Below are 22,991 nucleotides of genomic sequence, written 5' to 3' on the forward strand. Positions count from 1 at the left end.
CGCACCGCCAACGCCACATGCCTGCGCGACGCCGCTGGCGCCTGCGCACAGTTCCCTCTCTCCTTCGCTTACGCTCCCCTGCAATGACCGACGCCGCGCCCTCCGTTTCCCCGTCCCCCTCCGCCGCTGGCTGGCGCCGTGCGCTGCCGGTGGTGTTCAGCCTGGCGATCCTGGCGCTGGCGCTGCGCGCGCTGGCCACCGAGTTCAGCACCCACGGCTACGCCGCGATCCGCCATGCCTTCAACCAGCTCAGCGTCGGCCAGATCGCGTTGACCCTGCTGCTGGGGCTGAGCAGCTACGCCTGCCTGATCGGCTTCGACGCGGTCGGCCTGCACCGCAGCGGGCGCAAGCTGCATCCGATGCGGATCGGCGTCACCGCGTTCCTGGCGCACGCGGTCGGACAGACCCTGGGCTTCGCCGCGCTCACCGGCGGCGCGGTGCGCCTGCGCGGCTACGGCCGGGTCGGGCTGAGCCTGGCCGAGATCGGCCAGGTGGTGCTGATGAGCACGCTCGGCTTCGTGTTCGGCGCCTGGCTGCTGCTGGCATTGGCGCTGACCCTGGAACCGGCGTCGGCGGCGCTGGCGCTGCCGCTCGGCGCCTCGGCGGTGCGCGCGTTCGGCATCGCGCTGCTGGCCGGCTTCGGCCTGATGCTGCTGCTGGCCGGGCGCGAAGGCCGCACCCTGCGCTGGCGCACCCACGAACTGTGGCTGCCGGACCGGCGCACCGCGCTCGGCGTGACCGCGCTGAGCGTGGTCGAACTGGGCCTGGCCAGCGCCGCGTTCTACGTGCTGCTGCCGAACGAATCGGGCATCGAGTTCGTCGGCTTCGTCGGCCTGTACCTGGTCGCGGTGGTGGCCGGCCTGATGTCCACCGTGCCGGCCGGCCTGGGCGTGTTCGAATGGAGCCTGCTCAAGCTGCTGCCCGGCGTGGCCCCGGCCGCGGTGCTGGCGGCGGCGCTGATCTACCGCATCACCTACTACGTGGTGCCGCTGCTGCTGTCGGTGCTGATGGCTGCGGTCTCGGGCCTGCGCCGGCCGCTGGCGGCCAGCGCCGGCGGGGTGCGCGTGGCCTGGGGCACGCTGCGCCCGTGGCTGCCGCAGATCATCGCGATGGCGGTGTTCGCGGTCGGCGCGGCGCTGGTCATCGACGGCACCCTGCCGACGCCGAAGCGGCGCCTGGGCATGGCGCCGCTGTCGATCGTGGAGACCTCGCACCTGCTGGCCAGCCTCGGCGGCGTGGTGCTGCTGCTGATCGGCCAGGGCCTGCAACGGCGCAGCCATGCGGCCTGGGTGCTGGCGATCGGCATCTGCGTGCTGCTGCCGCTGCCGGCCTGGCTGCGCGGCGGCCACGCCTCGGTGGCGCTGTCCTCGCTGGTGGTGGCGGCCGGGCTGTGGGGCGCGCGGCGCGAGTTCTACCGCCAGGGCGCGCTGCTCGACGAGGCCTGGTCGTGGCCGTGGCTGCGCAACCTGGGGCTGGTGCTGATCGCCACGGTGTGGCTGCTGTTCTTCGTCTACAGCCACGTCGAATACCAGAACGAACTGTGGTGGCAGTTCGCCACCTCGGCCAATGCGCCGCGGGCGCTGCGCGCGGTGCTGCTGGTCAGCGTGGCGGTGGTGGTGTTCGGGCTGGCGCGGCTGCTGCACAGCACGCGTTCGCCGCTGCCGGCTGCAGACGCGGCGCAGCTGGATGCGCTGGCGCCGGTGCTGGCCGCGGCCACCGACACCCAGGCCTGCCTGGTGCTGACCGGCGACAAGGCGCTGCTGCCCGACGAAGGCGGCCAGGGTTTCGTGATGATGCAGCGCTACGGCGGCTCGCTGGTGGCGATGGGCGACCCGGTGGGGCCCCCGGAGGTCGCGCGGGCGCTGATCTGGCGCTTCCGCGAGGAAGCCGACCGGATGGGCCTGCGCCCGGTGTTCTACCAGGTCGGCGAGCAGCACTGGCAGACCTACCTCGACCTGGGCCTGACCCTGGTCAAGCTCGGCGAGGAAGCGATGGTGTCGCTGGAAGACTTCCACCTGGAAGGCCGCGACCGCGCCGACCTGCGCCAGGCCTGGAACCGCGGCAAGCGCAGCGGGCTGAGCTTCCGCATCGTGCCGTTGGAGGAGATCGACGCGCTGATGCCGGTGCTGGCCGACGTCTCGCAGCAATGGCTGGAGGAAAAGGCCGGCGAAGAGAAGGGCTTCTCGCTGGGCAGCTTCGACCCGGCCTATCTGCGCCGCTTCCCAATCGCGGTGGTCGAGGCCGAGGGCAAGGTCGTGGCCTTCGCCAACCTGTGGCAGGCGCCGGCCGGACACGAGCTGTCGGTGGACCTGATGCGGCACATCGCCGATGCGCCGAAGGGCACCATGGATTTCCTGTTCATCGAGCTGTTCCTGTGGGGCCGCGAACAGGGCTACAAGCGCTTCTCGCTGGGCATGGCGCCGCTGTCGGGCCTGGCCCAGCATCGCCTGGCCGGACGCTGGAACCGCTTCGGCAACCTGATCGTGCGCCATGGCGAGCGCTTCTACGGCTTCACCGGCCTGCGCCGCTTCAAGTCCAAGTTCGCGCCGGCCTGGCGCACCCGCTACCTGGCCGCGCCCGGCGGCATGCATCTGCCGGCGGCGCTGCTGGACGTGACGCGGCTGATTTCGCTGGATCCGCGTAAGCCCGATTGACGGCCGGGATTGGGGATTGGGGATTTGGGATTGGTAGCCATTCGGCTGCGGAAACAGGGATTCTGGGACCTGGGAAGAGGTCTCTGCGGCAACTGCGGGTTTGTGGGAGTGGTTTCAGCCCCGACGCTTCAGCGGCACTGCGTCGGGGCTGAAGCCCCTCCCACACATGCCGCTCTTGCGAATCCCAAATCCCCAATCCCCAATCCCGGCCTTCAATCGATGCGCTGCAGGATCTGTTTGGCCAGTTCCGCGTAGTCGCCCTTGAAGTGGTGGTCGCCCGGCAGCTTCACCTGTTGCGCGCCGCCGTGCGGCAGGTCCGGGCACAGCGTGTCGTCGTCGTCTTCGCCGTAGATGCACAGGGTGTGCGCGCCCGGCATCTTCGCCACTTCCGGGGCGATCGGCAGGCCGTCGTCGCCGGAGCTGATCCAGTTGGAGACGTGGAATTCGTAGTCGGCGGTCTTGCCCAGCGACAGCAGCGCGGTGGCCTGCACCTGCTCGCGCATCGCCGGCGGCAGTTGGTTGTAGGCGGCCGGCAGCACGTCGGCGCCCTGCGAGAAGCCGATCAGCACCACGCGTCCGCGCTGCCACAGGTGGCTGTAGTGACGGTAGATGCGATCCAGATCGGTGGCGAAGCCCTGCGGGGTGCGCTCGCTCCAGAAATAGCGCAGCGAATCCACGCCGACCACCGGGATGCCGGCCTGGGCCAGCGCGCCGGCGACCTGCTGGTCGAGCCCGGCCCAGCCGCCGTCGCCGGAAACGAAGATCGCGAACACCTGGTCGTTGGCGTTGCCGGTGGCCGCTGCGCCTGCCGCGGCCGGCGCAGCGACCGCAGGCACCTCGACCACCGGCAGCCCGGCCAGGTCGACCGGCGTCGGCGGCAGGCTGACCCCGCGCTGCGCGCCCAGCGAACGCACCGCCGCGCGCAGTCCGGGCAGCGGATCGCCGCTGGCGCTGCGGCGGAACTGCCGAGCCTGCGGCACCTTCTGCAAGAACGCATCGCTCTGCTGGGTGCAGCGGCGCTTGCCCGGCGCATCGATCGCCGCCAACCACGGCAGCGGCAGCGTCGCCGGCTGCAGCGCGCGCGCCGGCGCAGTGATGCCGGCGCCGCAGATCTGGTCGTCCAGCACCTGCACCGGGCAGAAATCCTCGGTGACCAGGCCGGCCAGCAGGTGCTTGGGCGCCTGCGCCGCGACCGCATAGGCCAGCGCGGCGCCGTCGCCATCGCCGACCAGCAGCGGCAGGCGGTAGGTCGGCACATGGTAGTAGGCCTGCACGTAACGCGAGAAGTTCTCCACGTCGCCGGCGGAGAAACCGCAGGTGCCGGGGATCTTGGCCAGCACCGCCTGCAGGTGCGCGCCATCGATCACCACCACCATCGCGCCGTCGTCGCGCAGCGCCTCGATCTGGCGCATGCGCGCCGCCTCGCCGTGCTTGCCGCCGGCGAACCACAGCACCACGCGCTGCGCCTCGCCACGCGGCAGCAGCACCGGGACCTGTTCGAAGCGGCCGTGGCTGAGTTTCTCCGGGACCGCAGCCGGTGTCGCCGCTGGCGCGGCTGGCGCTGGCGCCGCTGCCGTCGTCGCAGGCGCCGCCGAGGCGGCAACCGCGGCGGCCAGGCCGGCCAACGCACATCCCCACATCCATCCGCCACGCATTCGCATCATCCGGCAATCCTGAAAAGGCGTGTAAAGATAATCCCGAACGGCGGCGGCGCGAAGCACGGCGCGGGCGCCGGTTCATGCGGGGTACGCCGGGACGTTGCACGCGGGGCCGGCACGGCCGCCCGCAGGCGGGCGCTCACGCGCCCGGGTCGGCCTCGGGATGGCGCAGCCGCCACGCCGCCAGCGCCAGCCGATAGCGCGCCACTTCGTCGTTGTACAGGTCGTGGACGCACAGCGGGCAACCGCTGTTGCAGCAATCGCTGGGCAGCGGCGGCTGCGGCGCTTGCGGGCACGGATCGGCAGTGGCGGAATCGGGATCGGACATCACGGTGCGCGGCGGGTGGCACGCCAGCGGCGTGAACAGGTGCGCATTGTAGAACGCCGGCGCGGCCGGCTCAGCCGATCGCCTGGCGCAGGTTGGCGCGCGCCGCCGCGTCGTAGCGCGCATGGAACCAATCGCTGAGGAAGATGCGCGGCTGCGCCAGCACCGTCTTCAGGAACGCCCGGCGCTTGCGCCGGTACAGCCAGCCCGGCACCACGCCGCGGTATTCCTCGGCGATGGCGCGATCGTAGGCGGCGAACCCGGCGGGATCGGCGCCGAGAATGGCCATGTCGCAATCCAGGAACAGCGCCGCCTCGGCATCCACCGCAGCGGCGGACAGTTGCCCATGGCGCGCTGTCAGCTCGATCAGCGCGGCGACGCGCGCCGCGTCCAGCCCGGCAGCGGGCAGCCACTGCGCGATCGCCGCCTGCGCCATGCGTGCCGACTGCGCCTCGTTGTCGCCACGCCCGGCCTGATACACCGCGTCGTGATAGAGCACGGCCAGGTAGACCTCGCGCGGCTGCCGCCAGCCCAGGGCCGCGGCGACCTCGGCATAGTGGCCCAGCACCGCCTGCACATGGCCGAAGTGGTGATAGGCGCGCGGCGGCGTGGCATAGGCCGCCTGCAACTGCTCCCATTGCGCGGCGGGCAGGGTCAGCGGCGGCGCCGGTTCGCTCATCGGATCGCCTCGCCGCCGGCAGACGCAGGCCCGGCCGCATCCGCCGACAGCGGCCAGGTCGCCTCGTGCACATAGCGTCCCTGCCCTTGCACGCTGCGGATCAGGCTCAGCGCGGCGACCGTGCAGCGCAGTTCCGGCACGGTTTGCGGCGGCACCGTCTGCTCGTCGTAGCTCAGGGTGATATGCGGGACATAGGCCGTGTCGGCGCGCGTGGCCACGCCCTGGCGGCCGAGTTGCCGCTGCAGCGCCTCGCGCAGCCGGCGCAGCGCGGGCGGCTCGGCGTCGCCAAGCAACACCAGCGGCCGCGTGCGCGCGCGGCCGCCGAAGCTGGCGACCCGATCGAAACACAGCTCGAACGGCGCCGCCGCCAGTGCCTGTCCGGCGGCATGCGCCTGCTGCAGCAGCCGCGGCGGAATGCCGGCGTATTCGCCGAGGTAATGCAGGGTCAGATGCAGACGTTCCACCGGCAACGCGCGACCGCGCAGATCGTGCGCGGCACGCAGGCGCTCGCCAATCGCGAAGGCGCGCTGCGCGGTGGCCGGGTCCGGCAGCACGGCGAAGAACAGGCTCTCGCGCGGCGCGGGCGCAGCGAAGCCGAGCGAGAACTGCGCGTTTGCGGAAGAAGGATCGTGGGCCATCGGCAGGGTGCGGACGCCGCGGGCGCTGCGGCGACGGGACAGGGACCGCCATGGTAGCAAGCGCGTTGCGCCCGGCGCGCGACCGCTCGCTGCGCAGCGCAAAAGGCCGACCGGACGGACTCCGGTCGGCCTTCGCGCCTTTCGGCATCGGCACGTTGCGATCCGCGCGGATCGCAACGTGCGTTGCCGTCGATGAAGGCCAGGCGCGAGCCCGGCCTGCGGCTCAGGCCGCGTTCTTCATCGCCAGCTTGCGGTTGCGCATCACGTCGTGACAGGCACGCACTTCCGGCAGCAGCTTGGTGGCGGCATCGCGCGCGGCGACCGGGGTATCGCTGTCGGCGATGGTCTCGTTGAACGCCTTCAACAGGCGATCCTCGGACTCTTCCAGCTCGGCCACGTAACCGTACTTGGTGTCGCCCAGCGTCGCGCGCACCTTGCCATACATCTGCTGCATGCTGCCGACCAGCGTGCCGTGCTCGTCGGGCTTGCCGCCGACCGCCTGGACCACGGCGCTCAGGCTGCTGACGATGTCGGACTTGACCCCGGCAATGCGCAGGAACAGCGCGGACAGCTCGGTATCGCCGACCTTCTGCGCCGCTTCTTCGTAGAAATCCTTGCCGTCGCGGGAAATGGCGATCAGGTCGTTGAGGCTGTGGGTGGTCTTGCTCTGAATGCTCATGGATGGAACTCCTTCTGCAATGGGCCGGCGAACATCGCGCAACGGGCACGTTGGGTCGTGTTCCCTGGATGTCGCTTGGCCGCGGGATGAAGAGTCTTGCCGCGTTGCGTCGTGGGAGAGATGCTGGACGCCGGGGCATAAAGTGCACGTGAGCCGAAACGGCCGCGTCCTCACGCGACGCTGGCAGGCATGAACGAACATTCATCGCCAGCGCGCGGCACTCACTGGCGATATTTTCGCCAGGCCGTGCATGCGCCCGGCACGGCACGCCGCGGCGGAGTTATCCACACGCTTGCCCCGCAATCATCCACAATCGCTGTGGATGAATACGCGGCGCCGGCCAGCCGGCAGGCACGGCATCGGACGCGGTCGCGATGGCCGCATTCCCTGGCACGTGCGACGCGCCGGCAAAGGGCTATATTTGCCGAAAGACCCTCCCATCCGGGATTCCCCACGAGGTGCGCCATGTTCGGCTGGACCGCATTCGCCCTGGTCGCCGCGACGGCGATCGCGCCGCCGCCCGCACCGCCGTCGCCGCCCGCTCCATCTGCGCCACTCGTCCCCGAAGAGATCATGCGCGTCCCGCCCGCGCTGCATGCGCTGGTGCAGCAGCGCATCGACCGCCACGGCCCGCCCGAGCAGCGCCTGCAGCAGTTGGTGCGGCTGGCCTTCGACGTGGACGGCCTGGATCTGCAGTACGACGCCAAGGCCACCAACAGCGTTGCCGAGAGCTATACGACGCGGCGCGTCAACTGCCTGTCCTTCACCCTGCTGTTCGTGGCCCTGGCGCGCGACGCCGGGGTGGACGCGCAGGTGCAGGAAGTGGGCCGCGTCCTGAGCTGGTACGAGGACGGCAACGCGCTGTACAACGCCGGTCACGTCAACGTCCTGGTGCGCATCGACGGCAGTCGCCGCAGCGTGGACCTGGACCGCAGCGTGCTGATGGACCGGCGCGGTCCGCAGCCGATTTCCGACCGCCGCGCACTGGCGCACTACTACAACAACCGCGGCGCCGAGCTGATGGCCAACGGCGACCTGCCCGCCGCGCAGCAGCACATGGAGATGGCGCTGCGGATGGACCGCGACTTCGCCGCCGCCTGGAACAACCTCGGCGTGCTGGCGCTGCGCCAGGGCGATCCGCAGACTGCCGCGAACAACTATGCGACCGCACTGTCGATCGATCCTGGCCACGTGTCCGCGCTGTCCAACGCCGCCATCCTGTACCGGCACCTGGGCGACAGCCGGCACGAAGCGGCGATGCTGGCGCGGCTGCAACGGGTGCAGCTGACCGACCCGTTCCATCAGTACCTGCTCGGCAACGAGGCGGAACGGCGCCAGGACTATGCCGCGGCGATCGGCTACTACCGGCATGCGCTGCGCCTGTACGACAACGCGCACCTGCTGTATTTCGCCCTGGCCCGCGCCTATCTGCTCAATGGCGATCCGCGCCGCGCCAACTGGGCGTTGCAGCAAGCCGTGGAGCACGCCGACAAGACCGCGCAGCCGCGCTACCAGGCCAAGCTGGAGGCGTTGCGGCGGTTGACGCACAACACCCAGGCGCAGCGCTGAGCCGCAGCGGGCGAGCCGATCGGGCCGCGCGCGTGGCGTCGGCGTCGCGCATCCACGCAGCCACACCTACCACAGCGCGCCGCCCCACCCGCCTGGCGCGATCGCACCAGGCCCTATGCCGCTCGGCTCAACAGGCTTGCGCCAGGCGCTGCGCACGGCGCGCGTCGTGGCGCGCCCACAAGTACACCAGCAGGCCACCCAGCGCCGCCGCCGCGCCGACGTAACCGGTCGACGTCCAGCCCAGCCCGGCACTGATCGCGATCCCGCCCATCCACGGTCCCAGCGCGTTGGCCAGATTGAAGGCGGCATGGTTGGACGCCGCGGCCAGGGTCTGCGCCTCGCTGGCCACGTCCATCAGCCGGGTCTGCAACACCGGCGCCAGCGCGCCCATCGTGCCGACCGCGACCACCGCCGGCAGCACCGCCCAGGGCGAGTGCGCGGCCAGCGGCCAGGCCAGCAGCACCGCCATCGACCACAGCAGCACCAGCGGCACCGCACGGAACTGCAGCCGGTCGAACAACCAACCGCCGGCGAGGTTGCCGAGCAGGCCGCCGAAGCCGAACGCGCACATCGCGAACGGGATCCAGCGTTCGGACACGCCGGTGACCTGGGTCAGGGTCGGCGCCAGATAGCTGAACACGCAGAACATGCCGGCGAAGCCGACCGAGCCGATGCCCAGCGCCAGCCACACCTGCGGACGGTTGAACGCGCGCAGTTCGCGCAGCGGCTGCTGCCGCGGTTCCTGCGGATCGGCCGGCAGCAGGCGCGCGACCAGCACCACGGTCAGCACCGCGATCGCCGCCACCAGCGCGTACGCGTAGCGCCATTGCGCCACCTGGCCCAGCCAGGTCGCCAACGGATTGCCGACCAGCACCGCCAGGTTGAGCCCCAGCAGTACCCGGCTCACCGCCGCGCCGCGCTGGTCGGGGCGACTGATCGACGCGGCGACCAGGGTAGCCACGCCGAAATAGGCGCCATGCGGCAGCCCGGCGATGAAGCGCACCAGCAGCATGCTGTGGTAATCCGGCGCCAGCGCACTGGCCAGGTTGCCGACCGCGTAGAACCCCATCAGCGCCAGCAGCAGCGTGCGCCGCGGCCAGCGCGCGCCGACGATCGCCAGCAGCGGCGCGCCGACCACCACGCCCAGCGCGTAGGCGCTGATCAGGTGCCCGACCTGCGGCTCGTCGATCGCCAGCCCGCGCGCGATGTACGGCATCAGGCCCATCGTGGAGAACTCGCTGGTGCCGATCGCGAAGCCGCCCATGGCCAGCGCGAACAGGATCAGCACGTAGCCGCGGCGCGACAGCGGCGCCTGGGGAGTGACGGGAGTGGACATGCCCTGGGACCTGATCGAGGGCTGCCCATTATTGTGCATCGCAGCATGCAAAGGCACCCATGCGCGTGCAACACCGCGTTGCGCGCGGTCTTCGCCGGCGTCGCGCCAGCCGTCCGCCTCGCGCCTGGCGAGGCCGGCCGCGCAACGCCGCCAGCACGGCGCCGCCGTCGCTGGCGAGCCTGGCGCCAGCAACGCACTGTCCCATCGCGGCGACGCGCAACCGCGGCGACCATCCCCATGTCTTAGCGGGAGACGGCGACGCCTTCGGCGCTGTGCCGTCCATGCCCCCATTCCTAGTTCGAGAAACCCTGCCGATGACCGCTACCGCTTCCCCCCTGTTCGCCCCGCTGCGCCTGGGCGCGATCGAACTGGCCAACCGCATCGTGATGGCGCCGCTGACCCGCAACCGCGCCGAAGGCGAAGGCCGCATCCCCTCGCCGCTGGCGCCCGAGTACTACGGCCAGCGCGCCGGCGCCGGGCTGATCGTCGCCGAGGCCACCCAGATCAGCCCGATGGGCCAGGGCTACATGGATACGCCCGGGATCTACAGCGAGGCGCAGGTCGCCGCCTGGAAACAGGTCACCGCCGAGGTGCACCGCCGCGGCGGCAGGATCGTGCTGCAGCTGTGGCACGTCGGCCGCATCTCGCACGTCAGCCTGCTGCCGGACGGCGCCGCGCCGGTGGCGCCGAGCGCGCTGCGCGCCAACGCCAAGACCTATACCGCCGAGGGCTTCAGCGACGTCTCCGCACCGCGCGCGCTGCGCCTGGACGAGATTCCGGGGCTGCTGGAGGACTTCCGCCACGCCGCGCGCAACGCCATCGCCGCCGGCTTCGACGGCGTGGAAGTGCACGCCGCCAACGGCTACCTGATCGACCAGTTCCTGCGCGACGGCAGCAACCACCGCGACGACGCCTACGGCGGCAGCATCGAGAACCGGACCCGGCTGCTGTTCGAGGTGGTGCAGGCGGTGGCGCAGGAAATCGGCGCCGAGCGCACCGGCGTGCGCCTGTCGCCGGTGACCCCGGCCAACGACGCGCACGACAGCGACCCGCAGCCGCTGTTCGAGCGCGCGGTCGAACGCCTGGATCCGCTGGGCCTGGCCTTCCTGCACGTGATCGAGGGCGCCACCGGCGGCCCGCGCGACAACATCGCCTTCGACTACGCCGCGCTGCGCGCCAAGTTCCGCGGCCCGTGGCTGGTCAACAACGGCTACGACAAGGCGCTGGCCGAGCGGGTGCTCGGCGCGGGTGCCGCCGACGCGGTCGCGTTCGGGCGTCCGTTCATCGCCAATCCGGATCTGGTGGAGCGGCTGCGCCGCGACGCGCCGCTCAACCCGCTGGATGCGGACACGCTCTACGGCGGCGGCGCCAAGGGCTACACCGACTACCCGACGCTGGACTGAGAAGCCAGACGCGCGGCGGCACAGGCGGGCCGCCGCCGCTGCACCTCAAGGCGTCGCCGCTTTCTGCGGCGGCGCGTCCGCAGACAGATGCGCCTGCAGGAAGCCGGCCACGCCGCTCCACAGCGCGGCACGGTGATCGACGTCGGCGAAGCCGTGGCCCTCGCCCGCGAAGGTCAGACCCACCGGCGGGTTGCCGGCCATCTCCAGCATCCGCAGCATGCGCCGGGTGTGTTCGTAGTCCACGCGCCGGTCCTCCAGCCCGTGCGCCAGCAGCACCGGCACCTTGATCGCCTCGTAGCGGTACAGCGGCGAGGTGCGGGTCATCTGCTCCAGCTGCGTGTTCGGATTGCCCAGCAGCCGCTCCAGGTCGGCGCGACTGTCGGCATCGCGCGCGCCGTCGCTGGCGGTGTAGATCAGGATCCGGTCGGCGACCCCGGCGATCGACGCCACGCAACGGAAACGCGCCGGCCAGCGCATCGCCATCACCAGCGCCGAGTACCCGCCATAACTGGCGCCGAGCACGCACATGCGCTGCGCATCCAGCGGATAGCGCGCCAGCGCCTGTTCGATCGCCGCGTCGATGTCGTCCTCGATCAGCATGCCGAAACCGTCGCGCCCGGCTTCGCGGAACGCGCGGCCATAGCCGTCGGAGCCGCGGAAGTTGACCCGCAGCACCGCATAGCCGAGCGAGGCCAGGAACTGGGTGTCCGGATCGAAGCCCAGCGAATCGGCCACGCCGATCGGCCCGCCGTGCGGGAACACCACCAGCGGCTTGCGTTCGCCGCCCGGCGGCAGGGTCAGGAACGCTTCCAGCGGCAGCCCGTCGCGGCCCTTGAACTTGAGCACCTCGCTGGGCGCGAAACGCAGGCCCTGCAGCCACGGCATGTCCTCGGCGATCGGCGTGGCGGCGCGCTTGTCCAGGTCCAGGTGGTACAGCTGCGGCGGCTGGTCGGCGGCGTCGGCCCACAGGATCATCTGCCGTCCGTCCGCGTTGCGCGCGGCGATCTGCACGTTGCGCCCGGGCAGTGCGGCGCTCAGCGCGCGGCCGAGGCGTTCGTCGGTGCTTTCGAAGTAGTGGCTGACCAGGCGCCCGCTCTCGTAGTAGGTGACCCCGATCGGCGTGCGCCGCGGGCCCTGGATCAGGTCGACCACATCGACCCCGGGCTGGCTGAACAGGGTGCGCACGATCTTGCGCGCGGCGACGTCGTAGGCGACCAGATCGCGCTGGCCGCGCCCCTCGTCGGTCACCGCGTAGATCTCGCCGGCATCGAAGGACAGCCCGACCGGCTGGAAATCGCGCAGGTCGCTGAGCCTCATCACATCGCGGTAGGTCGCGCCCATGCCGTCGCGGTACAGCAGCACGTAGTCGTCGTCGCGCCGCACCACCGCCAGGCGCAGCCGCCCGTTGCCGTCGGTCAGCCAGCCCACGTCGCGTTCCAGGCCGATGTTCAGCCGTTCCTGGAAACGCGGCCGCCAACGGTCGATCGCCGCCTGGCTGGACACGTCCATCAACTGCACCGCGTTGTCGCCGTTGCGCAGCGTGGTGGCGTACAGCACCGTGTTGGGCGCCTGCGGCAAGGCATCGACGATGTAGCCGCCATCGGGCAGGGTCAGCGCGCTCCACTTGCGCTTGCCGTCGGCGCCGACATCCACGCGCATGCCGCGCACCACGTCCTGGCCATGCGGCACGCGCACGGTGAACAGCAGCGCATCGTTGCCGGCCCACAGCAGCTGCTTGATCGGCTCGACGCTGGTGGCCAGCAGGCGCTGCTGGTTGCTGGCCAGATCCAGCAGTTCGATGCGCCATTCGTCCTTGCGCTCGTGCAGCTGCAGCGCCAGCAGGTCGCCGCGCGGATTCAGCTCCAGCGCGTTGACCAGACCGCCGCGGAACACGGTGGCGGGGGCGATCGGCATTGCGGCCGGCGGCGGCGGCGCGCGCAACGCCACCTTCGCCGCCGGCGTGGCGTTGGGATGCTGGGCCAGCGCCTGGCGGTAGAACTGCGGGAACGGATCGGGATAGTGCCCCGAATAGCCCAGTTCGTAGTGCGTCCACACTGCCGGATGGGTCTGCTGCAGCCAGTCCATCGCCGCCAGCGAACGGTTGACCATGCCCAGGTCGAAATTGAACAGGGACTTGGGCCGAAACAACAGGTCGCCCGGATAGGTGATGCGTCCGGGCTGGATGCGGAAGCGGAACTCGTCGCTGTCGCGCATGTTGTAACTGAATCCCGGCAGCAACGAGATCTTGCGCCAGGCGTAGTTGCCGACCGGCGCGATGTACAGCCGGTAGCTGATGCCCGGCTTGAGCTGGGACATGGTGCCGGCGCCGAAGATCTTGCCGTCCTTGTTCAACTCCACGCCGTACAGGTCGACATCGGTATCCACCGCGACCAGCACCAGGCCCTCGTCGGGCGCCAGCTGCGGCGTCTGCCCGGGTTTGACTTCCTGCATCCGCGCCCACGCCGGCAGCGCCAGCGTGCACAACGCCAGCAGCAACAGCCACGCCAGCGAGCGCCCCACGCGACCGCCGGCCGCGACAACGTGCTTTTCCATGATATCCCCTGTTTCCTTGCCGGGCGGCAGCCCCCTGCGCCCAACGCGCATCATAGCCGCGCCGCAGCCGCCTACGGCTGCCGCTAGAGCACCAGCCGCGCGCCGAGGAAATCGACGAACACGCGCAGCTTCGGCAGCATGTGCCGGCCGGACGGCCACAGCAGGTGGAAGGTGCCGGTGGAGTCGACGTAGTCGTCGAGCAGCGTGCGCAGCGTGCCGGCCGCAAGCTCCGCGCGCACCGAGTGCTCCGGCAGGAAGGCGATGCCGCAGCCGCGCAGGGCGAAGCTCAGCCGCGTCTCGATGTTGTTGCAGACCATCGACACCGGCAACTGCAGGCCGGCTGCCGCCGCGCCCATCGGCCAGGCTTCCAGGCGCCCGCTGCTGCGGAAGCGGTAGTGCAGGCACTGGTGGGCGAGCAGATCGGCCGGCCGCAGCGGCGTGCCGCAGCGCTGCAGGTAGTCCGGCGCGGCGACCAGGCAGCGGCGGAAGCGGCCCAGGCGGCGCGAGGCCAGCCGCGAGTCGTCCGGCTCGGCCACGCGCAGCACCGCATCGAAGCCCTCCTCGATCACGTCCACCAGGCGGTCGTCGAAATCCAGGTCCAGCTGGATCTGCGGATAGGCGCGCATGAAGTCGGCCAGCACCGGCAGCAGCACGTTGTTGTTCATCGGCAGGCTGATCCGCAGCCGCCCCTTCGGCGTCGTGGCCAGGCTGCCCAGCTCGCCGCGCGCCGCTTCGGCCTCGGCCAGGATGCACCGGCAGCGCGGCAGGAACAGCTGGCCTTCGGCGGTCAGGGTCAGGCTGCGGGTGCTGCGATGGAACAGACGCACGCCCAGCGACTGCTCCAGGCGCGACACGCTCTTGGCCATCGCCGACGCGGACAGGCCCTGCACCCGCCCGGCCTCGGCGAAGCCGCCACTCTCCACCACCTGTACGAAGCCGCGCAGGCTGCCCAGACTGTCCATCGCACCGCCACCATTGCGGACATTTACGTCCTCGTAGCCAGGAACTCTACCCGTCTTTTTCCGCAATCGGCATGCGCCCACGCTGCACCTCCCCCTCCACGAGTCGCGCCGATGCCCACGTCCCCCACCGCCGCTCCTGCGCCGACGCTGTCGCCGCACCACGCCGCACCGCTCGATGCCGCGATCGACGCCGCGCTGCGCCAGCAACGCCTGGTCGGTGCGGTGGTGCTGGTCGCCCACCGCGGCGCCTGCCTGTACCGCCGCGCCGCCGGCTGGGCCGACCGCGAGGCGCAGCGGCCGATGCGCGAGGACACGACGTTCCGCCTGGCCTCGGTCAGCAAGCTGGTGGTGGCGACGGCGGCGCTGGTGCTGGTCGCGCAGGGCCGCCTGGCGCTGGATGCGCCGGTCACGCGCTGGCTGCCCTGGTTCCGTCCCGCATTGCCCGACGGACGGGTGCCGGACATCAGCCTGCGCCAGTTGCTCAGCCACAGCGCCGGACTCGGCTATCGCTTCCTGGAGCCGGCGGACGGCGCGCATGCGCGTGCCGGCGTCTCCGACGGCATGGACAACAGCGGGCTGAGCCTGGAAGACAACCTGCGCCGCCTCGCCGGGGTGCCGCTGCAGTACGCGCCCGGCACCGGCTGGGGCTATTCGTTGTCGATCGACGTGCTCGGCGCGGTGCTGCAGGCGGCCAGCGGCCAGGCGTTGCCGGCATTGGTGCGCGACCTGGTCACCGCGCCGCTGGGCATGCACGCCACCGCCTTCCATGCCGAGGACGCGGCCCGCCTGGCCGTGCCCTACGTCAACGGCGCCCCGGCGCCGCACCGGCTGGGCGAAGGCGAAGTCGTCGCGCCGTTCGCCGAGGGCGCCGGCATCGTGTTCCATCCCTCGCGTGCGCTGGACCGCGACGCGTTCGCTTCCGCCGGCGCGGGCATGGTCGGCAACGCCGGCGACGTGCTGCGCCTGCTCGAGACGCTGCGCGGCGGCGGCGCGCCACTGCTGCCGGCCGCGCTGGTCGCCGAAATGGGCCGCGCGCAGGCCGGCGACTTCGGCCCGCCGGACGGGCCCGGCTGGGGCTACGGCCTGGGCTTTGCGGTGCTGCGCGATCCCGCGCCGACCGCGACCCCGGAAGCGCCCGGCACCTGGCGCTGGGGCGGCGCCTACGGGCACAACTGGTTCGTCGATCCGGCGCTGCAGCTGAGCGTGGTGGCGTTGACCAACACGCTGTACGAAGGCATGTCCGGGGCGTTCGTGGTCGAGCTGCGCGACGCGGTCTACGCCAGCCTGCGCGGGGTATCGGCATGAGCGGCGAATGCCTCGCGCCGCGCCCGGCCGGGTCCGCTGCGGCCGCGCCGCCGGCGGCGCGGCGCCTGCCCTGGAGCGGATTGCTCGCGCTGGCCTGCGCCGGCTTCATCACCATCCTCACCGAAGCGCTGCCGGCCGGCCTGCTGCCGGCGATGGCGGCGGGGCTGGGCGTCGGCGAAGCCTGGGTCGGCCAGTTGGTCACGCTCTATGCGCTCGGCTCGCTGCTGGCGGCGATCCCGCTCACCGCCGCCACCCGCCGCTACCGGCGGCGCCCGTTGCTGCTGCTCGCCATCGCCGGCTTCGCGCTGGCCAACACGGTCACCGCGATCTCCGCCAGCTATCCGTTGATCCTGGCCGCGCGCCTGCTCGCAGGGGTCAGCGCCGGGTTGCTGTGGGCGCTGCTGGCCGGCTACGCGCGCCGGATGGTGGCCCCGGCGCAGCAGGGCCGCGCGATCGCGGTGGCGATGGTCGGCACGCCGCTGGCGCTGGCGCTGGGCGTGCCGGCCGGCACCCTGCTCGGGCAACAGTGGGGCTGGCGCTGGACGTTCGGCGCGATGTCGCTGCTGAGCCTGGGCCTGCTCGGCTGGGCGCGCGGCGCGCTGCCCGATTTCGCCGGCCAGGCGGCGACTGCGGCGCTGCCGCTGCGCCGCGTGCTGGGCCTGCGCGGCGTGGCCCAGGTACTGGCGGTGATGCTGTTGTTCGTGCTCGCGCACAACCTGCTCTACACCTACGTGGCGCCGCTGCTGGCGCTGTCGACCGCGGCGGCGGCGCTGGACCGCTACCTGCTGCTGTTCGGCGCGGCCTCGCTGCTGGGCATCGTCGTGGTCGGCGTATGGATCGATCGCTGGATGCGGCCGCTGCTGCTGGCCAGCATCGGCCTGTTCGCGCTCGCCGTGCTGGCGATGGCGCTGTGGCCGCGTTCGCCTGCGTTGCTGGCGGTGGCGCTGGCGACCTGGGGCGTGGCGTTCGGCGGCTGCGCCACGTTGTTCCAGACCGCGATCGCGCGCCGTGCCGGCGACGCCGCCGATCTGGCGCAGTCGCTGGTGGTCACCGGCTGGAACCTGGCGATCGCCGGCGGCGGCATGCTCGGCGGCGCATTGCTGCAGCGTTCCGGCGCCGCCGCCCTGTCCTGGGTGGCGCTGGCGCTGCTGGTGCTGGCGTGGGCATTCGCGCAACGCCGGCACGGCTGGGCGAACGCCGACGAGTGAGCCGCAGCGCCACCACCGGCGCCGGCCATGCGCGTGCCGAATGCCGCGTCCCGTGCGCAACGCCCGCTACGCCGCGCCGCGCATCGCCGCGAACGCGATGCCGGCGCCGCCGACGCGGCTCAGGCCTTGCGCAGGAAGCAGGTCTTCAGCACCAGGCCCTTGATCTTGTCCGAGTTGCCTTCGATGTGCTCGGCATCGTCCTCGACCAGGCGGATGCCGCGGATCACCGTGCCCTGCTTCAGCGGGATCGACGAGCCCTTGACCTTCAGGTCCTTGATCACCACCACCGTGTCGCCAGCCTGCAGCACGTTGCCGTTGCTGTCGCGCACCACCGTTTCCGCGGCGGCGGCGGTGTCCGCCGCCGCCGGCCATTCGTAGCCGCAGTCGGCGCAGATCCACAGCGCCCCGTCGACATAGGTGTTTTGCAGGGTGCATTGCGGACAGGCGGGTGCGGCGGACATGGCGTTCCTTGATACGGCGACGACGGGAGGACGCCTATTGTAGCCGCCCGCTCCACGCCGCCGCGTGCCGCGGCCCCGGCCGCTCTTCCCGCAGGAATCCCATGTCCGCCGCTTCCGGTTCCCGCTTCGCGATCTATGCCGCGCTCGCCGGCAACCTGGCCATCGCCATCGCCAAGTTCGTCGCCGCCGCGTTGTCCGGCAGTTCGGCGATGCTCAGCGAAGGCGTGCATTCGCTGGTCGATACGGTCAACGAGCTGTTGCTGCTGTACGGCCTGCGCCGCGCCGCGCGGCCTGCCGATGCCAGCCATCCGTTCGGCTACGGGCGCGAGCTGTACTTCTGGAGTTTCATCGTCGCCCTGCTGGTGTTCGCGCTCGGCGCCGGGGTGTCGCTCTACGAAGGCATCGCGCATGTCCGCAATCCGGAGCCGGCCAGCAACCACACCCTCAACTACGTGGTGCTGGGCCTGTCGATCCTGTTCGAGGGCGGTTCGTGGTGGGTGTCGCTGCGCGAGTTCCGCGCGCGCAAGGGCGCCATGGGCTACGTGCAGGCGTTCCGCGAGAGCAAGGACCCGAGCCTGTTCACCGTGCTGCTGGAAGACAGCGCCGCGCTGATCGGCCTGTTCATCGCCTTGCTCGGCCTGCTGGCCGCGCAGTGGCTGCAGATGCCCGAGCTGGACGGCGTGGCCTCGATCGGCATCGCCGCGGTGCTGGCCTGCTCGGCCTTCGTGCTGGCGCGCGAGAGCAAGGGCCTGCTGATCGGCGAACCGGCGGCGCGGCCGCTGAGCGATGCCTTGCGCCGCATCGCCGGCGCCGATCCGGACGTGCGCGCGGTCAACGGCGTGCTGAGCGTGCAGATGGGGCCCGAGCAGGTGGTCGCCGCGCTCAGCGCCGAGTTCGAGGACCAGCGCAGCACCGCGCAGATCGAGGCCTGCATCGAACGCATCGAACGCGCCGCGCGCGCCGAGCACCCCGAATTGCAGTCGCTGTTCGTCAAGCCGCAGACGCCCGAGGCGTGGCAGGCACGACGCAGCGCGTTGCGCGCCCCGCCGCCGGCCTGAACGCGCGATCCGGCGCGCAGACTTGCGATCCGCCGCCGCTTTTCGTTAGGGTATTCGGGTAGCACCTCCCATCGCGCTGTGACTGTGCCGGCGTATCCCACTTCCTACTGAATGAGGTTTCCCATGGAGATCGCCAATGGCCTTGTCGCCACCATCCACTACACCCTGACCGACGACGCCGGCGAGGTGATCGATCAATCCGCGCCGGACAATCCGCTGAGCTATCTGCACGGCGCCGGCAACATCGTGCCTGGGCTGGAAAAGGCGCTGACCGGCAAGCGCCCCGGCGAACGCGTGCAGGTCGACGTGATTCCGGCCGAAGGCTACGGCCCGCGCCACGAGCAACTGCAGCAGCAGGTGCCGCGCAGCTCGTTCCCGGATGCCGAGGGCCTGCAGCCCGGCATGCAGTTCCAGGCGCAGACCGACCAGGGCCCGCTGCTGGTCACGGTCACCGAGGTCGGCGCGGAGCTGGTGACCATCGACGGCAACCATCCGCTGGCCGGGCAGGTGCTGCATTTCGCGGTGGAAGTGGCCGGCGTGCGCGATGCCACCGAGCAGGAAAAGAACCAGGGCCACGCGGGCGCGGCGCTGTAACCGCCCGCATCCCGGCTGCACCCGCACGAGGCCCGCAATCGCGGGCCTCGTGCATTGTGCGGCGGCGGCAGCGACAGGCGCGCCACGCCCCGGCAGCGGCCGCCGCCGGCTTGCGCCGCGCTGCGGCTTGCCGCACAGTGCGCGGCCCCCTGCCCGGCCCCGCAGCGACATGAGACTCGGCATCGATTTCGGTACCAGCAACTCCGCCGCCGCCGCGGTGATCGATGGCCGCGTGGTGCCGATCGGCTTCGGCGACCAGCACCAGTTCCGCACCACCGTGTACTTCCCGGAAGTGATGCGCGATCCGTCCGATTTCGAGCTGACCCCGGTGCTGGAGCGGCAGGTGGACGAGCTGATCGAGGCCGGCCGCCGCGATGCCGCCGCCGCCGGCCGCGAGCGCAGCCGCGACGAGTTGCGTCGCGACGCGATCCGCGTGGTGCGCCGGCAATGGATGGAAGCGCAGATGCGCGAGCCGCGCAGTTCCGCGGCGCTGCTGCAGAACGCGGTGTACGGCGACGCGGCGCTGGACGCGTATTTCGTCGAAGGCGAAGGCAGCCTGGTGCAAAGTCCGAAATCGATGCTCGGCTACAACCTGCATCCGCGCGCCAAGCAGACCATCACCGGCATCGCCACGCACATCCTCGAGCACATCCGCCTGACCGCCTCGCAGCAACTCGGCGTGCAGGTGCGCAGCGCGCTGCTCGGGCGCCCGGTGCAGTTCCGCAGCTCGATCGGCGAGGCCGGCAACGCGCAGGCGCTGCAGATCCTGCACAGCGCCGCGATCGCCGCCGGCTTCGACGACATCGCGTTTCTGGAAGAACCCGCCGCCGCGGCGATGCACTACCACGCCGGCAGCGGCGAGCGGCACGACGCGGTGGTGGTGGACATCGGCGGCGGCACCACCGACATCGCGCACGCCAGCGTCGGCGGCGACGGCGCGCCGCAGGTGCATCGCGCCTGGGGCATCGCCCGCGGCGGTACCGACATCGACCTGGCGCTGAGCCTGGCCAGCTACATGCCGCTGTTCGGCCGCGGCAGCACCCGCGTGCCGGCGCACCACTACGTCGAAGCGGCGATGGTGCAGGACACCACGCGCCAGCGCGATTTCCGCCAGCATCGCTACGACGACGTGCCGCATCCGTACGACACGCGGCTGCAGGCGTTGCAGGACACCGGCAACACCGCGCGCCTGTACCGCGCGGTGGAGCGCAGCAAGATCCTTCTCAGCGACAGCGCGCAGCACGAGGAGGCGCTGGATTACATCGAAGCCGGGCTGCAGGTGCAGGTGCGGGCCGACGAGCTGACCCACGCCGCACGCAGCTATCTGGAAGCGCTGGGCGAACTGCTCGCGCAGGTCCGCAGCGACATCGCCTGCGATCCGGCCGCGGTGTTCCTGACCGGCGGCATGTCGCGCGCCGGCTACATCCAGCAGGTGGTCGCCGCCGCGTTCCCGCAGGCGCGCCTGGTGCACGGCGATCCTTCGTTCGGCGTGGTCCAGGGCCTGGCCCTGGCCGCCGCGCAGCGCTGACCGACGCAGGCCGCCGCGTCTCGCCAACCGCGCCGCATCGCGCGCTGGCGCGGCCGCGCGTGCGCAAGCCGCTAGCGCAGGTTCCGTTCATACGCAAGAGGCGCGACTGGCGTAATATGCGCGGTCACGCTTCAGCGTCACGTTTCTACACGCGTCTCGTCCGGCCGTTTCTGTCGCCCGACTCGCCCCTCTTCTCGCGCCAGCCTCCGTCCCGCTTCGGGCCGGATCCACCGGGAGCGCCTGTGTCCGGCTACACCACCCAGATCAATACGCTCAACCTGGGCGGCCAGGACTATCGCATCCGTTCGCTGCTCGACACCCAACAGTTCTCCGATCCCGACGCGCAGGCCGAAGCGGCCGGCATTTCCTCGGCGCAATGGAGCCTGTTCGGCAACGTGTGGCCGGCCGGGCGGCTGCTCGCCGAAGCGATGGCGCTGTACGACTTCGGCGGCAAGCGCATCCTCGAGATCGGCTGCGGCCTGGGCCTGGCCAGCCTGGTGCTGCGCCGCCGCGGCGCCGACATCGTCGCCAGCGACCGCCATCCGCTGACCGAGGTGTTCCTGGCCTACAACGCCGCGCTCAACGAAATGCCCGCGGTACCGTACCGCCGCCTCGACTGGGACCAGCCCAACCTCGAGCTGGGCCGTTTCGACGTGATCATCGGCAGCGACGTGCTGTACGAACACCAGCATCCGGCGCTGCTGGCCGAGTTGCTGGCGCGGCATGCGACGGCGAGCGCGGAAGTGCTGATCGCCGATCCGGGCCGCGGCAACAGCGCCGCGCTGACCCGCGCGCTGGCCACGCAGGGCTATGCGCTCAGCGAACAGCGCGAAATGCCGTTGGGTCCGGACGATCTGCCGCCCTACCGCGGCCGCGTATTGCGCTTTCGCCGCGATGCCATGCCCATCGGCGGCAACGCGTGAGCGCGCAACCGGCAACACCGCGCGCCCCGGCCGAAAAATCCGTCGCCTGCGACCGCTGCGACGCGATCTGCTGCCGCCTGACCGTGCTGCTGATGCCCGACGACAAGGTGCCCGACCACTACACCGAGCACACCGCCGAGGGCCTGCACGTGATGGCCCGCGACGAGGACGGCTGGTGCGTGGCGGTGGACAGCAAGCGCATGTGCTGCTCGATCTACGAACAGCGCCCGGCGATCTGCCGCAAGTTCACGATGGCCGGCCCGTATTGCCGCGACATCCGCCGCATCCACAACGATCAGTTGGCACGCGGCATTCCCCTGACGATGTACTGACTCCAGGAGATTCACCATGGCACGTCCCACCAGCAAGACCCCGCCCCCGACCGCCAAGACCGCACGCAGCGGCGCCGGCGACAAGGCGCAAAAAGGCCTCAGCCGCGAGCGTATCGAGGCCGACATGGCCGCGTTCCGCAAGGCCGGCGGCCGCGTCGAAGTGCTCGGCACCACCCGCGTGCTGAAGAAAGTCGACGAAGCCGAAGCCGGCTGAGCCCGCGCGCTGCGGCAGCGCCGCAGCCGATGTCGGCGCCGTCTTCACGGCGCCGGCCGATAATCCAGGCCTCTTCGCTGCGGTAGACGCACGTAGCATGCTCCTGCGATCCCTCTCCGCTGAACTGGGCCAGCCGGCCTGCGGCAATTGCCGCGATGGCGAACCGCTCGACTTCGGCATCCGCATGGCGTTCCAGCCGATCGTCGATGCGCGCGCGCGCACGATCTACGCCTACGAGGCGCTGGTCCGCGGCGAGGACGGCAGCGGCGCGGCCGCGGTGTTGGCGCGGGTCGGCCCGCAGCAGCTGTACCGCTTCGACCAGACCTGCCGGGTGCAGGCGATCGCCACCGCGGCGCGGCTGGGCCTGCGCACCCGGCTGTCGATCAATTTCATTCCCAATGCGGTCTACGAACCGGCGACCTGCATCCGCCTGACCCTGGCCGCGGCCGAGCGCTACGGCGTGCCGACCGGCGATCTGATCTTCGAGATGAGCGAGTCCGAGCACATCCGCGATCTCAGCAAGGTGGTGCGGATCCTGCGCGACTACGCGCAGCGCGGATTCCTGACCGCGATCGACGATTTCGGCGCCGGTCACTCCGGGCTCAACCTGCTCGCCAATTTCCAGCCGCATCTGCTCAAGCTGGACATGGCCCTGATCCGCGACATCGATACCAGCGCGCCGCGCCGGCATATCGTCGCCGGCATCGTCGGCATGGCGGCCGCACTGGGTTGCCAGGTGCTTGCCGAGGGCGTGGAAACGCCCGCCGAGTACCGCGCGCTGCGCGCGTTGGGCATCGACCTGTACCAGGGTTTCCTGTTCGCGATGCCTGCGCTGGAGGCGCTGCCGGAGATCCCTGCGGAACGCTGGGCCAGCCTGGAACAGGCCGCCTGAGCGACGCCCGGCAGCGCGCC

General features: G+C 71.2%; 21 protein-coding genes. 12 read left to right on the forward strand and 9 right to left on the reverse strand.

The features are described from left to right. Positions 1-83 precede the first annotated feature (83 nt). Positions 84-2,654: a bifunctional lysylphosphatidylglycerol flippase/synthetase MprF gene (gene mprF, locus H9658_RS06635; RefSeq protein WP_191824784.1), complete on the forward strand. Its 2,571-nt coding sequence runs from the start codon at positions 84-86 to the stop codon at positions 2,652-2,654. Between the two features lie 212 nt (positions 2,655-2,866). Here the strand turns inward: mprF and H9658_RS06640 are convergent, their stop codons facing one another. From H9658_RS06640 to H9658_RS06660, 5 genes are all read right to left on the reverse strand, one after another. After that, entirely contained in the window at positions 2,867-4,318 is a 1,452-nt protein-coding gene (locus H9658_RS06640) for a virulence factor family protein (RefSeq protein ID WP_191824785.1), read from the reverse strand. Positions 4,319-4,451: 133 nt separating this feature from the next. Continuing rightward, the gene (locus H9658_RS06645; RefSeq protein ID WP_191824786.1) at positions 4,452-4,640 is read right to left on the reverse strand and encodes an oxidoreductase-like domain-containing protein; all 189 of its coding nucleotides are present in this window, start codon (positions 4,638-4,640) and stop codon (positions 4,452-4,454) included. A gap of 70 nt (positions 4,641-4,710) precedes the next feature. Next, complete coding sequence (locus tag H9658_RS06650) at positions 4,711-5,316, reverse strand: HD domain-containing protein (protein WP_179563747.1); 606 nt, start codon at positions 5,314-5,316, stop codon at positions 4,711-4,713. Next, on the reverse strand, positions 5,313-5,954 hold the full coding sequence (locus H9658_RS06655; RefSeq protein ID WP_191824787.1) for a 2'-5' RNA ligase family protein: 642 nt from the start codon (positions 5,952-5,954) through the stop codon (positions 5,313-5,315). Before H9658_RS06655 ends, H9658_RS06650 begins: the two co-directional genes overlap by 4 nt. A gap of 223 nt (positions 5,955-6,177) precedes the next feature. Next, complete coding sequence (locus tag H9658_RS06660) at positions 6,178-6,633, reverse strand: PA2169 family four-helix-bundle protein (protein WP_179563745.1); 456 nt, start codon at positions 6,631-6,633, stop codon at positions 6,178-6,180. A gap of 573 nt (positions 6,634-7,206) precedes the next feature. On the opposite strand from H9658_RS06660, the gene H9658_RS06665 reads away from it, so the two are divergent. After that, positions 7,207-8,202, forward strand: a complete 996-nt coding sequence (locus tag H9658_RS06665; protein WP_191824788.1) for a tetratricopeptide repeat protein — start codon at positions 7,207-7,209, stop codon at positions 8,200-8,202. A gap of 127 nt (positions 8,203-8,329) precedes the next feature. Here the strand turns inward: H9658_RS06665 and H9658_RS06670 are convergent, their stop codons facing one another. Then, complete coding sequence (locus tag H9658_RS06670; protein WP_179563744.1) at positions 8,330-9,538, reverse strand: MFS transporter; 1,209 nt, start codon at positions 9,536-9,538, stop codon at positions 8,330-8,332. A 314-nt stretch (positions 9,539-9,852) separates the two neighbouring features. On the opposite strand from H9658_RS06670, the gene H9658_RS06675 reads away from it, so the two are divergent. Next, complete coding sequence (locus H9658_RS06675; RefSeq protein WP_191824789.1) at positions 9,853-10,941, forward strand: alkene reductase; 1,089 nt, start codon at positions 9,853-9,855, stop codon at positions 10,939-10,941. Positions 10,942-10,986: 45 nt separating this feature from the next. Here the strand turns inward: H9658_RS06675 and H9658_RS06680 are convergent, their stop codons facing one another. Together H9658_RS06680 and H9658_RS06685 are read right to left on the reverse strand one after the other, a co-directional pair. Then, a complete protein-coding gene (locus tag H9658_RS06680; protein ID WP_191824790.1) occupies positions 10,987-13,494 on the reverse strand; it encodes an alpha/beta hydrolase family protein in 2,508 nt (835 codons plus the stop codon). Positions 13,495-13,577: 83 nt separating this feature from the next. Next, entirely contained in the window at positions 13,578-14,456 is an 879-nt protein-coding gene (locus tag H9658_RS06685; RefSeq protein WP_191824791.1) for a LysR family transcriptional regulator, read from the reverse strand. Positions 14,457-14,567: 111 nt separating this feature from the next. Between H9658_RS06685 and H9658_RS06690 the strand changes: the two genes are divergently transcribed. Together H9658_RS06690 and H9658_RS06695 are read left to right on the forward strand one after the other, a co-directional pair. Next, positions 14,568-15,761: a serine hydrolase domain-containing protein gene (locus H9658_RS06690; protein WP_191824792.1), complete on the forward strand. Its 1,194-nt coding sequence runs from the start codon at positions 14,568-14,570 to the stop codon at positions 15,759-15,761. Beyond that, positions 15,758-16,969 carry an MFS transporter gene (locus H9658_RS06695; RefSeq protein ID WP_191824793.1) on the forward strand — a complete coding sequence of 404 codons (1,212 nt, stop codon included), beginning with the start codon at positions 15,758-15,760 and terminating at the stop codon, positions 16,967-16,969. The genes H9658_RS06690 and H9658_RS06695 overlap by 4 nt, the downstream gene beginning before the upstream one ends. A 119-nt stretch (positions 16,970-17,088) precedes the next feature. Here the strand turns inward: H9658_RS06695 and H9658_RS06700 are convergent, their stop codons facing one another. Further along, positions 17,089-17,430: a zinc ribbon domain-containing protein YjdM gene (locus tag H9658_RS06700; RefSeq protein ID WP_179563738.1), complete on the reverse strand. Its 342-nt coding sequence runs from the start codon at positions 17,428-17,430 to the stop codon at positions 17,089-17,091. A 101-nt stretch (positions 17,431-17,531) separates the two neighbouring features. Here H9658_RS06700 and H9658_RS06705 point away from each other — a divergent pair, with 101 nt between their 5' ends. The 7 genes from H9658_RS06705 (at position 17,532) to H9658_RS06735 (ending at position 22,971) form a co-directional block, all read left to right on the forward strand. Continuing rightward, a complete protein-coding gene (locus tag H9658_RS06705) occupies positions 17,532-18,488 on the forward strand; it encodes a cation diffusion facilitator family transporter (RefSeq protein WP_191824794.1) in 957 nt (318 codons plus the stop codon). Positions 18,489-18,611: 123 nt separating this feature from the next. Beyond that, positions 18,612-19,082 carry an FKBP-type peptidyl-prolyl cis-trans isomerase gene (locus tag H9658_RS06710; protein WP_179563736.1) on the forward strand — a complete coding sequence of 157 codons (471 nt, stop codon included), beginning with the start codon at positions 18,612-18,614 and terminating at the stop codon, positions 19,080-19,082. Positions 19,083-19,251: 169 nt separating this feature from the next. After that, on the forward strand, positions 19,252-20,610 hold the full coding sequence (locus tag H9658_RS06715; protein WP_191824795.1) for an Hsp70 family protein: 1,359 nt from the start codon (positions 19,252-19,254) through the stop codon (positions 20,608-20,610). Positions 20,611-20,852: 242 nt separating this feature from the next. Then, positions 20,853-21,533: a class I SAM-dependent methyltransferase gene (locus tag H9658_RS06720; protein WP_179563734.1), complete on the forward strand. Its 681-nt coding sequence runs from the start codon at positions 20,853-20,855 to the stop codon at positions 21,531-21,533. Beyond that, complete coding sequence (locus tag H9658_RS06725) at positions 21,530-21,865, forward strand: YkgJ family cysteine cluster protein (RefSeq protein ID WP_179563733.1); 336 nt, start codon at positions 21,530-21,532, stop codon at positions 21,863-21,865. The genes H9658_RS06720 and H9658_RS06725 overlap by 4 nt, the downstream gene beginning before the upstream one ends. Positions 21,866-21,881: 16 nt before the next feature. Further along, positions 21,882-22,079: a hypothetical protein gene (locus H9658_RS06730; protein WP_179563732.1), complete on the forward strand. Its 198-nt coding sequence runs from the start codon at positions 21,882-21,884 to the stop codon at positions 22,077-22,079. A 97-nt stretch (positions 22,080-22,176) separates the two neighbouring features. Then, complete coding sequence (locus tag H9658_RS06735; RefSeq protein WP_191824796.1) at positions 22,177-22,971, forward strand: EAL domain-containing protein; 795 nt, start codon at positions 22,177-22,179, stop codon at positions 22,969-22,971. Positions 22,972-22,991 lie beyond the last annotated feature (20 nt).

Source organism: Xanthomonas bonasiae, from assembly GCF_014836395.1.
In the GTDB taxonomy this organism is placed as follows: domain Bacteria; phylum Pseudomonadota; class Gammaproteobacteria; order Xanthomonadales; family Xanthomonadaceae; genus Xanthomonas_A; species Xanthomonas_A bonasiae.

What these genes read in the sequence shown, in the direction of transcription:
- H9658_RS06655 (WP_191824787.1), bottom strand. Translation starts at nt 5,954, where the DNA reads ATGGCCCACGATCCTTCTTCCGCAAACGCGCAGTTCTCGCTCGGCTTC.
- H9658_RS06715 (WP_191824795.1), top strand. Translation starts at nt 19,252, where the DNA reads ATGAGACTCGGCATCGATTTCGGTACCAGCAACTCCGCCGCCGCCGCG.
- mprF (WP_191824784.1), top strand. Translation starts at nt 84, where the DNA reads ATGACCGACGCCGCGCCCTCCGTTTCCCCGTCCCCCTCCGCCGCTGGC.
- H9658_RS06690 (WP_191824792.1), top strand. Translation starts at nt 14,568, where the DNA reads ATGCCCACGTCCCCCACCGCCGCTCCTGCGCCGACGCTGTCGCCGCAC.
- H9658_RS06705 (WP_191824794.1), top strand. Translation starts at nt 17,532, where the DNA reads ATGTCCGCCGCTTCCGGTTCCCGCTTCGCGATCTATGCCGCGCTCGCC.
- H9658_RS06665 (WP_191824788.1), top strand. Translation starts at nt 7,207, where the DNA reads ATGCGCGTCCCGCCCGCGCTGCATGCGCTGGTGCAGCAGCGCATCGAC.
- H9658_RS06685 (WP_191824791.1), bottom strand. Translation starts at nt 14,456, where the DNA reads ATGGACAGTCTGGGCAGCCTGCGCGGCTTCGTACAGGTGGTGGAGAGT.
- H9658_RS06700 (WP_179563738.1), bottom strand. Translation starts at nt 17,430, where the DNA reads ATGTCCGCCGCACCCGCCTGTCCGCAATGCACCCTGCAAAACACCTAT.
- H9658_RS06660 (WP_179563745.1), bottom strand. Translation starts at nt 6,633, where the DNA reads ATGAGCATTCAGAGCAAGACCACCCACAGCCTCAACGACCTGATCGCC.
- H9658_RS06650 (WP_179563747.1), bottom strand. Translation starts at nt 5,316, where the DNA reads ATGAGCGAACCGGCGCCGCCGCTGACCCTGCCCGCCGCGCAATGGGAG.
- H9658_RS06735 (WP_191824796.1), top strand. Translation starts at nt 22,177, where the DNA reads ATGCTCCTGCGATCCCTCTCCGCTGAACTGGGCCAGCCGGCCTGCGGC.
- H9658_RS06670 (WP_179563744.1), bottom strand. Translation starts at nt 9,538, where the DNA reads ATGTCCACTCCCGTCACTCCCCAGGCGCCGCTGTCGCGCCGCGGCTAC.
- H9658_RS06675 (WP_191824789.1), top strand. Translation starts at nt 9,853, where the DNA reads ATGACCGCTACCGCTTCCCCCCTGTTCGCCCCGCTGCGCCTGGGCGCG.
- H9658_RS06695 (WP_191824793.1), top strand. Translation starts at nt 15,758, where the DNA reads ATGAGCGGCGAATGCCTCGCGCCGCGCCCGGCCGGGTCCGCTGCGGCC.
- H9658_RS06645 (WP_191824786.1), bottom strand. Translation starts at nt 4,640, where the DNA reads ATGTCCGATCCCGATTCCGCCACTGCCGATCCGTGCCCGCAAGCGCCG.
- H9658_RS06680 (WP_191824790.1), bottom strand. Translation starts at nt 13,494, where the DNA reads ATGGAAAAGCACGTTGTCGCGGCCGGCGGTCGCGTGGGGCGCTCGCTG.
- H9658_RS06710 (WP_179563736.1), top strand. Translation starts at nt 18,612, where the DNA reads ATGGAGATCGCCAATGGCCTTGTCGCCACCATCCACTACACCCTGACC.
- H9658_RS06640 (WP_191824785.1), bottom strand. Translation starts at nt 4,318, where the DNA reads ATGATGCGAATGCGTGGCGGATGGATGTGGGGATGTGCGTTGGCCGGC.
- H9658_RS06730 (WP_179563732.1), top strand. Translation starts at nt 21,882, where the DNA reads ATGGCACGTCCCACCAGCAAGACCCCGCCCCCGACCGCCAAGACCGCA.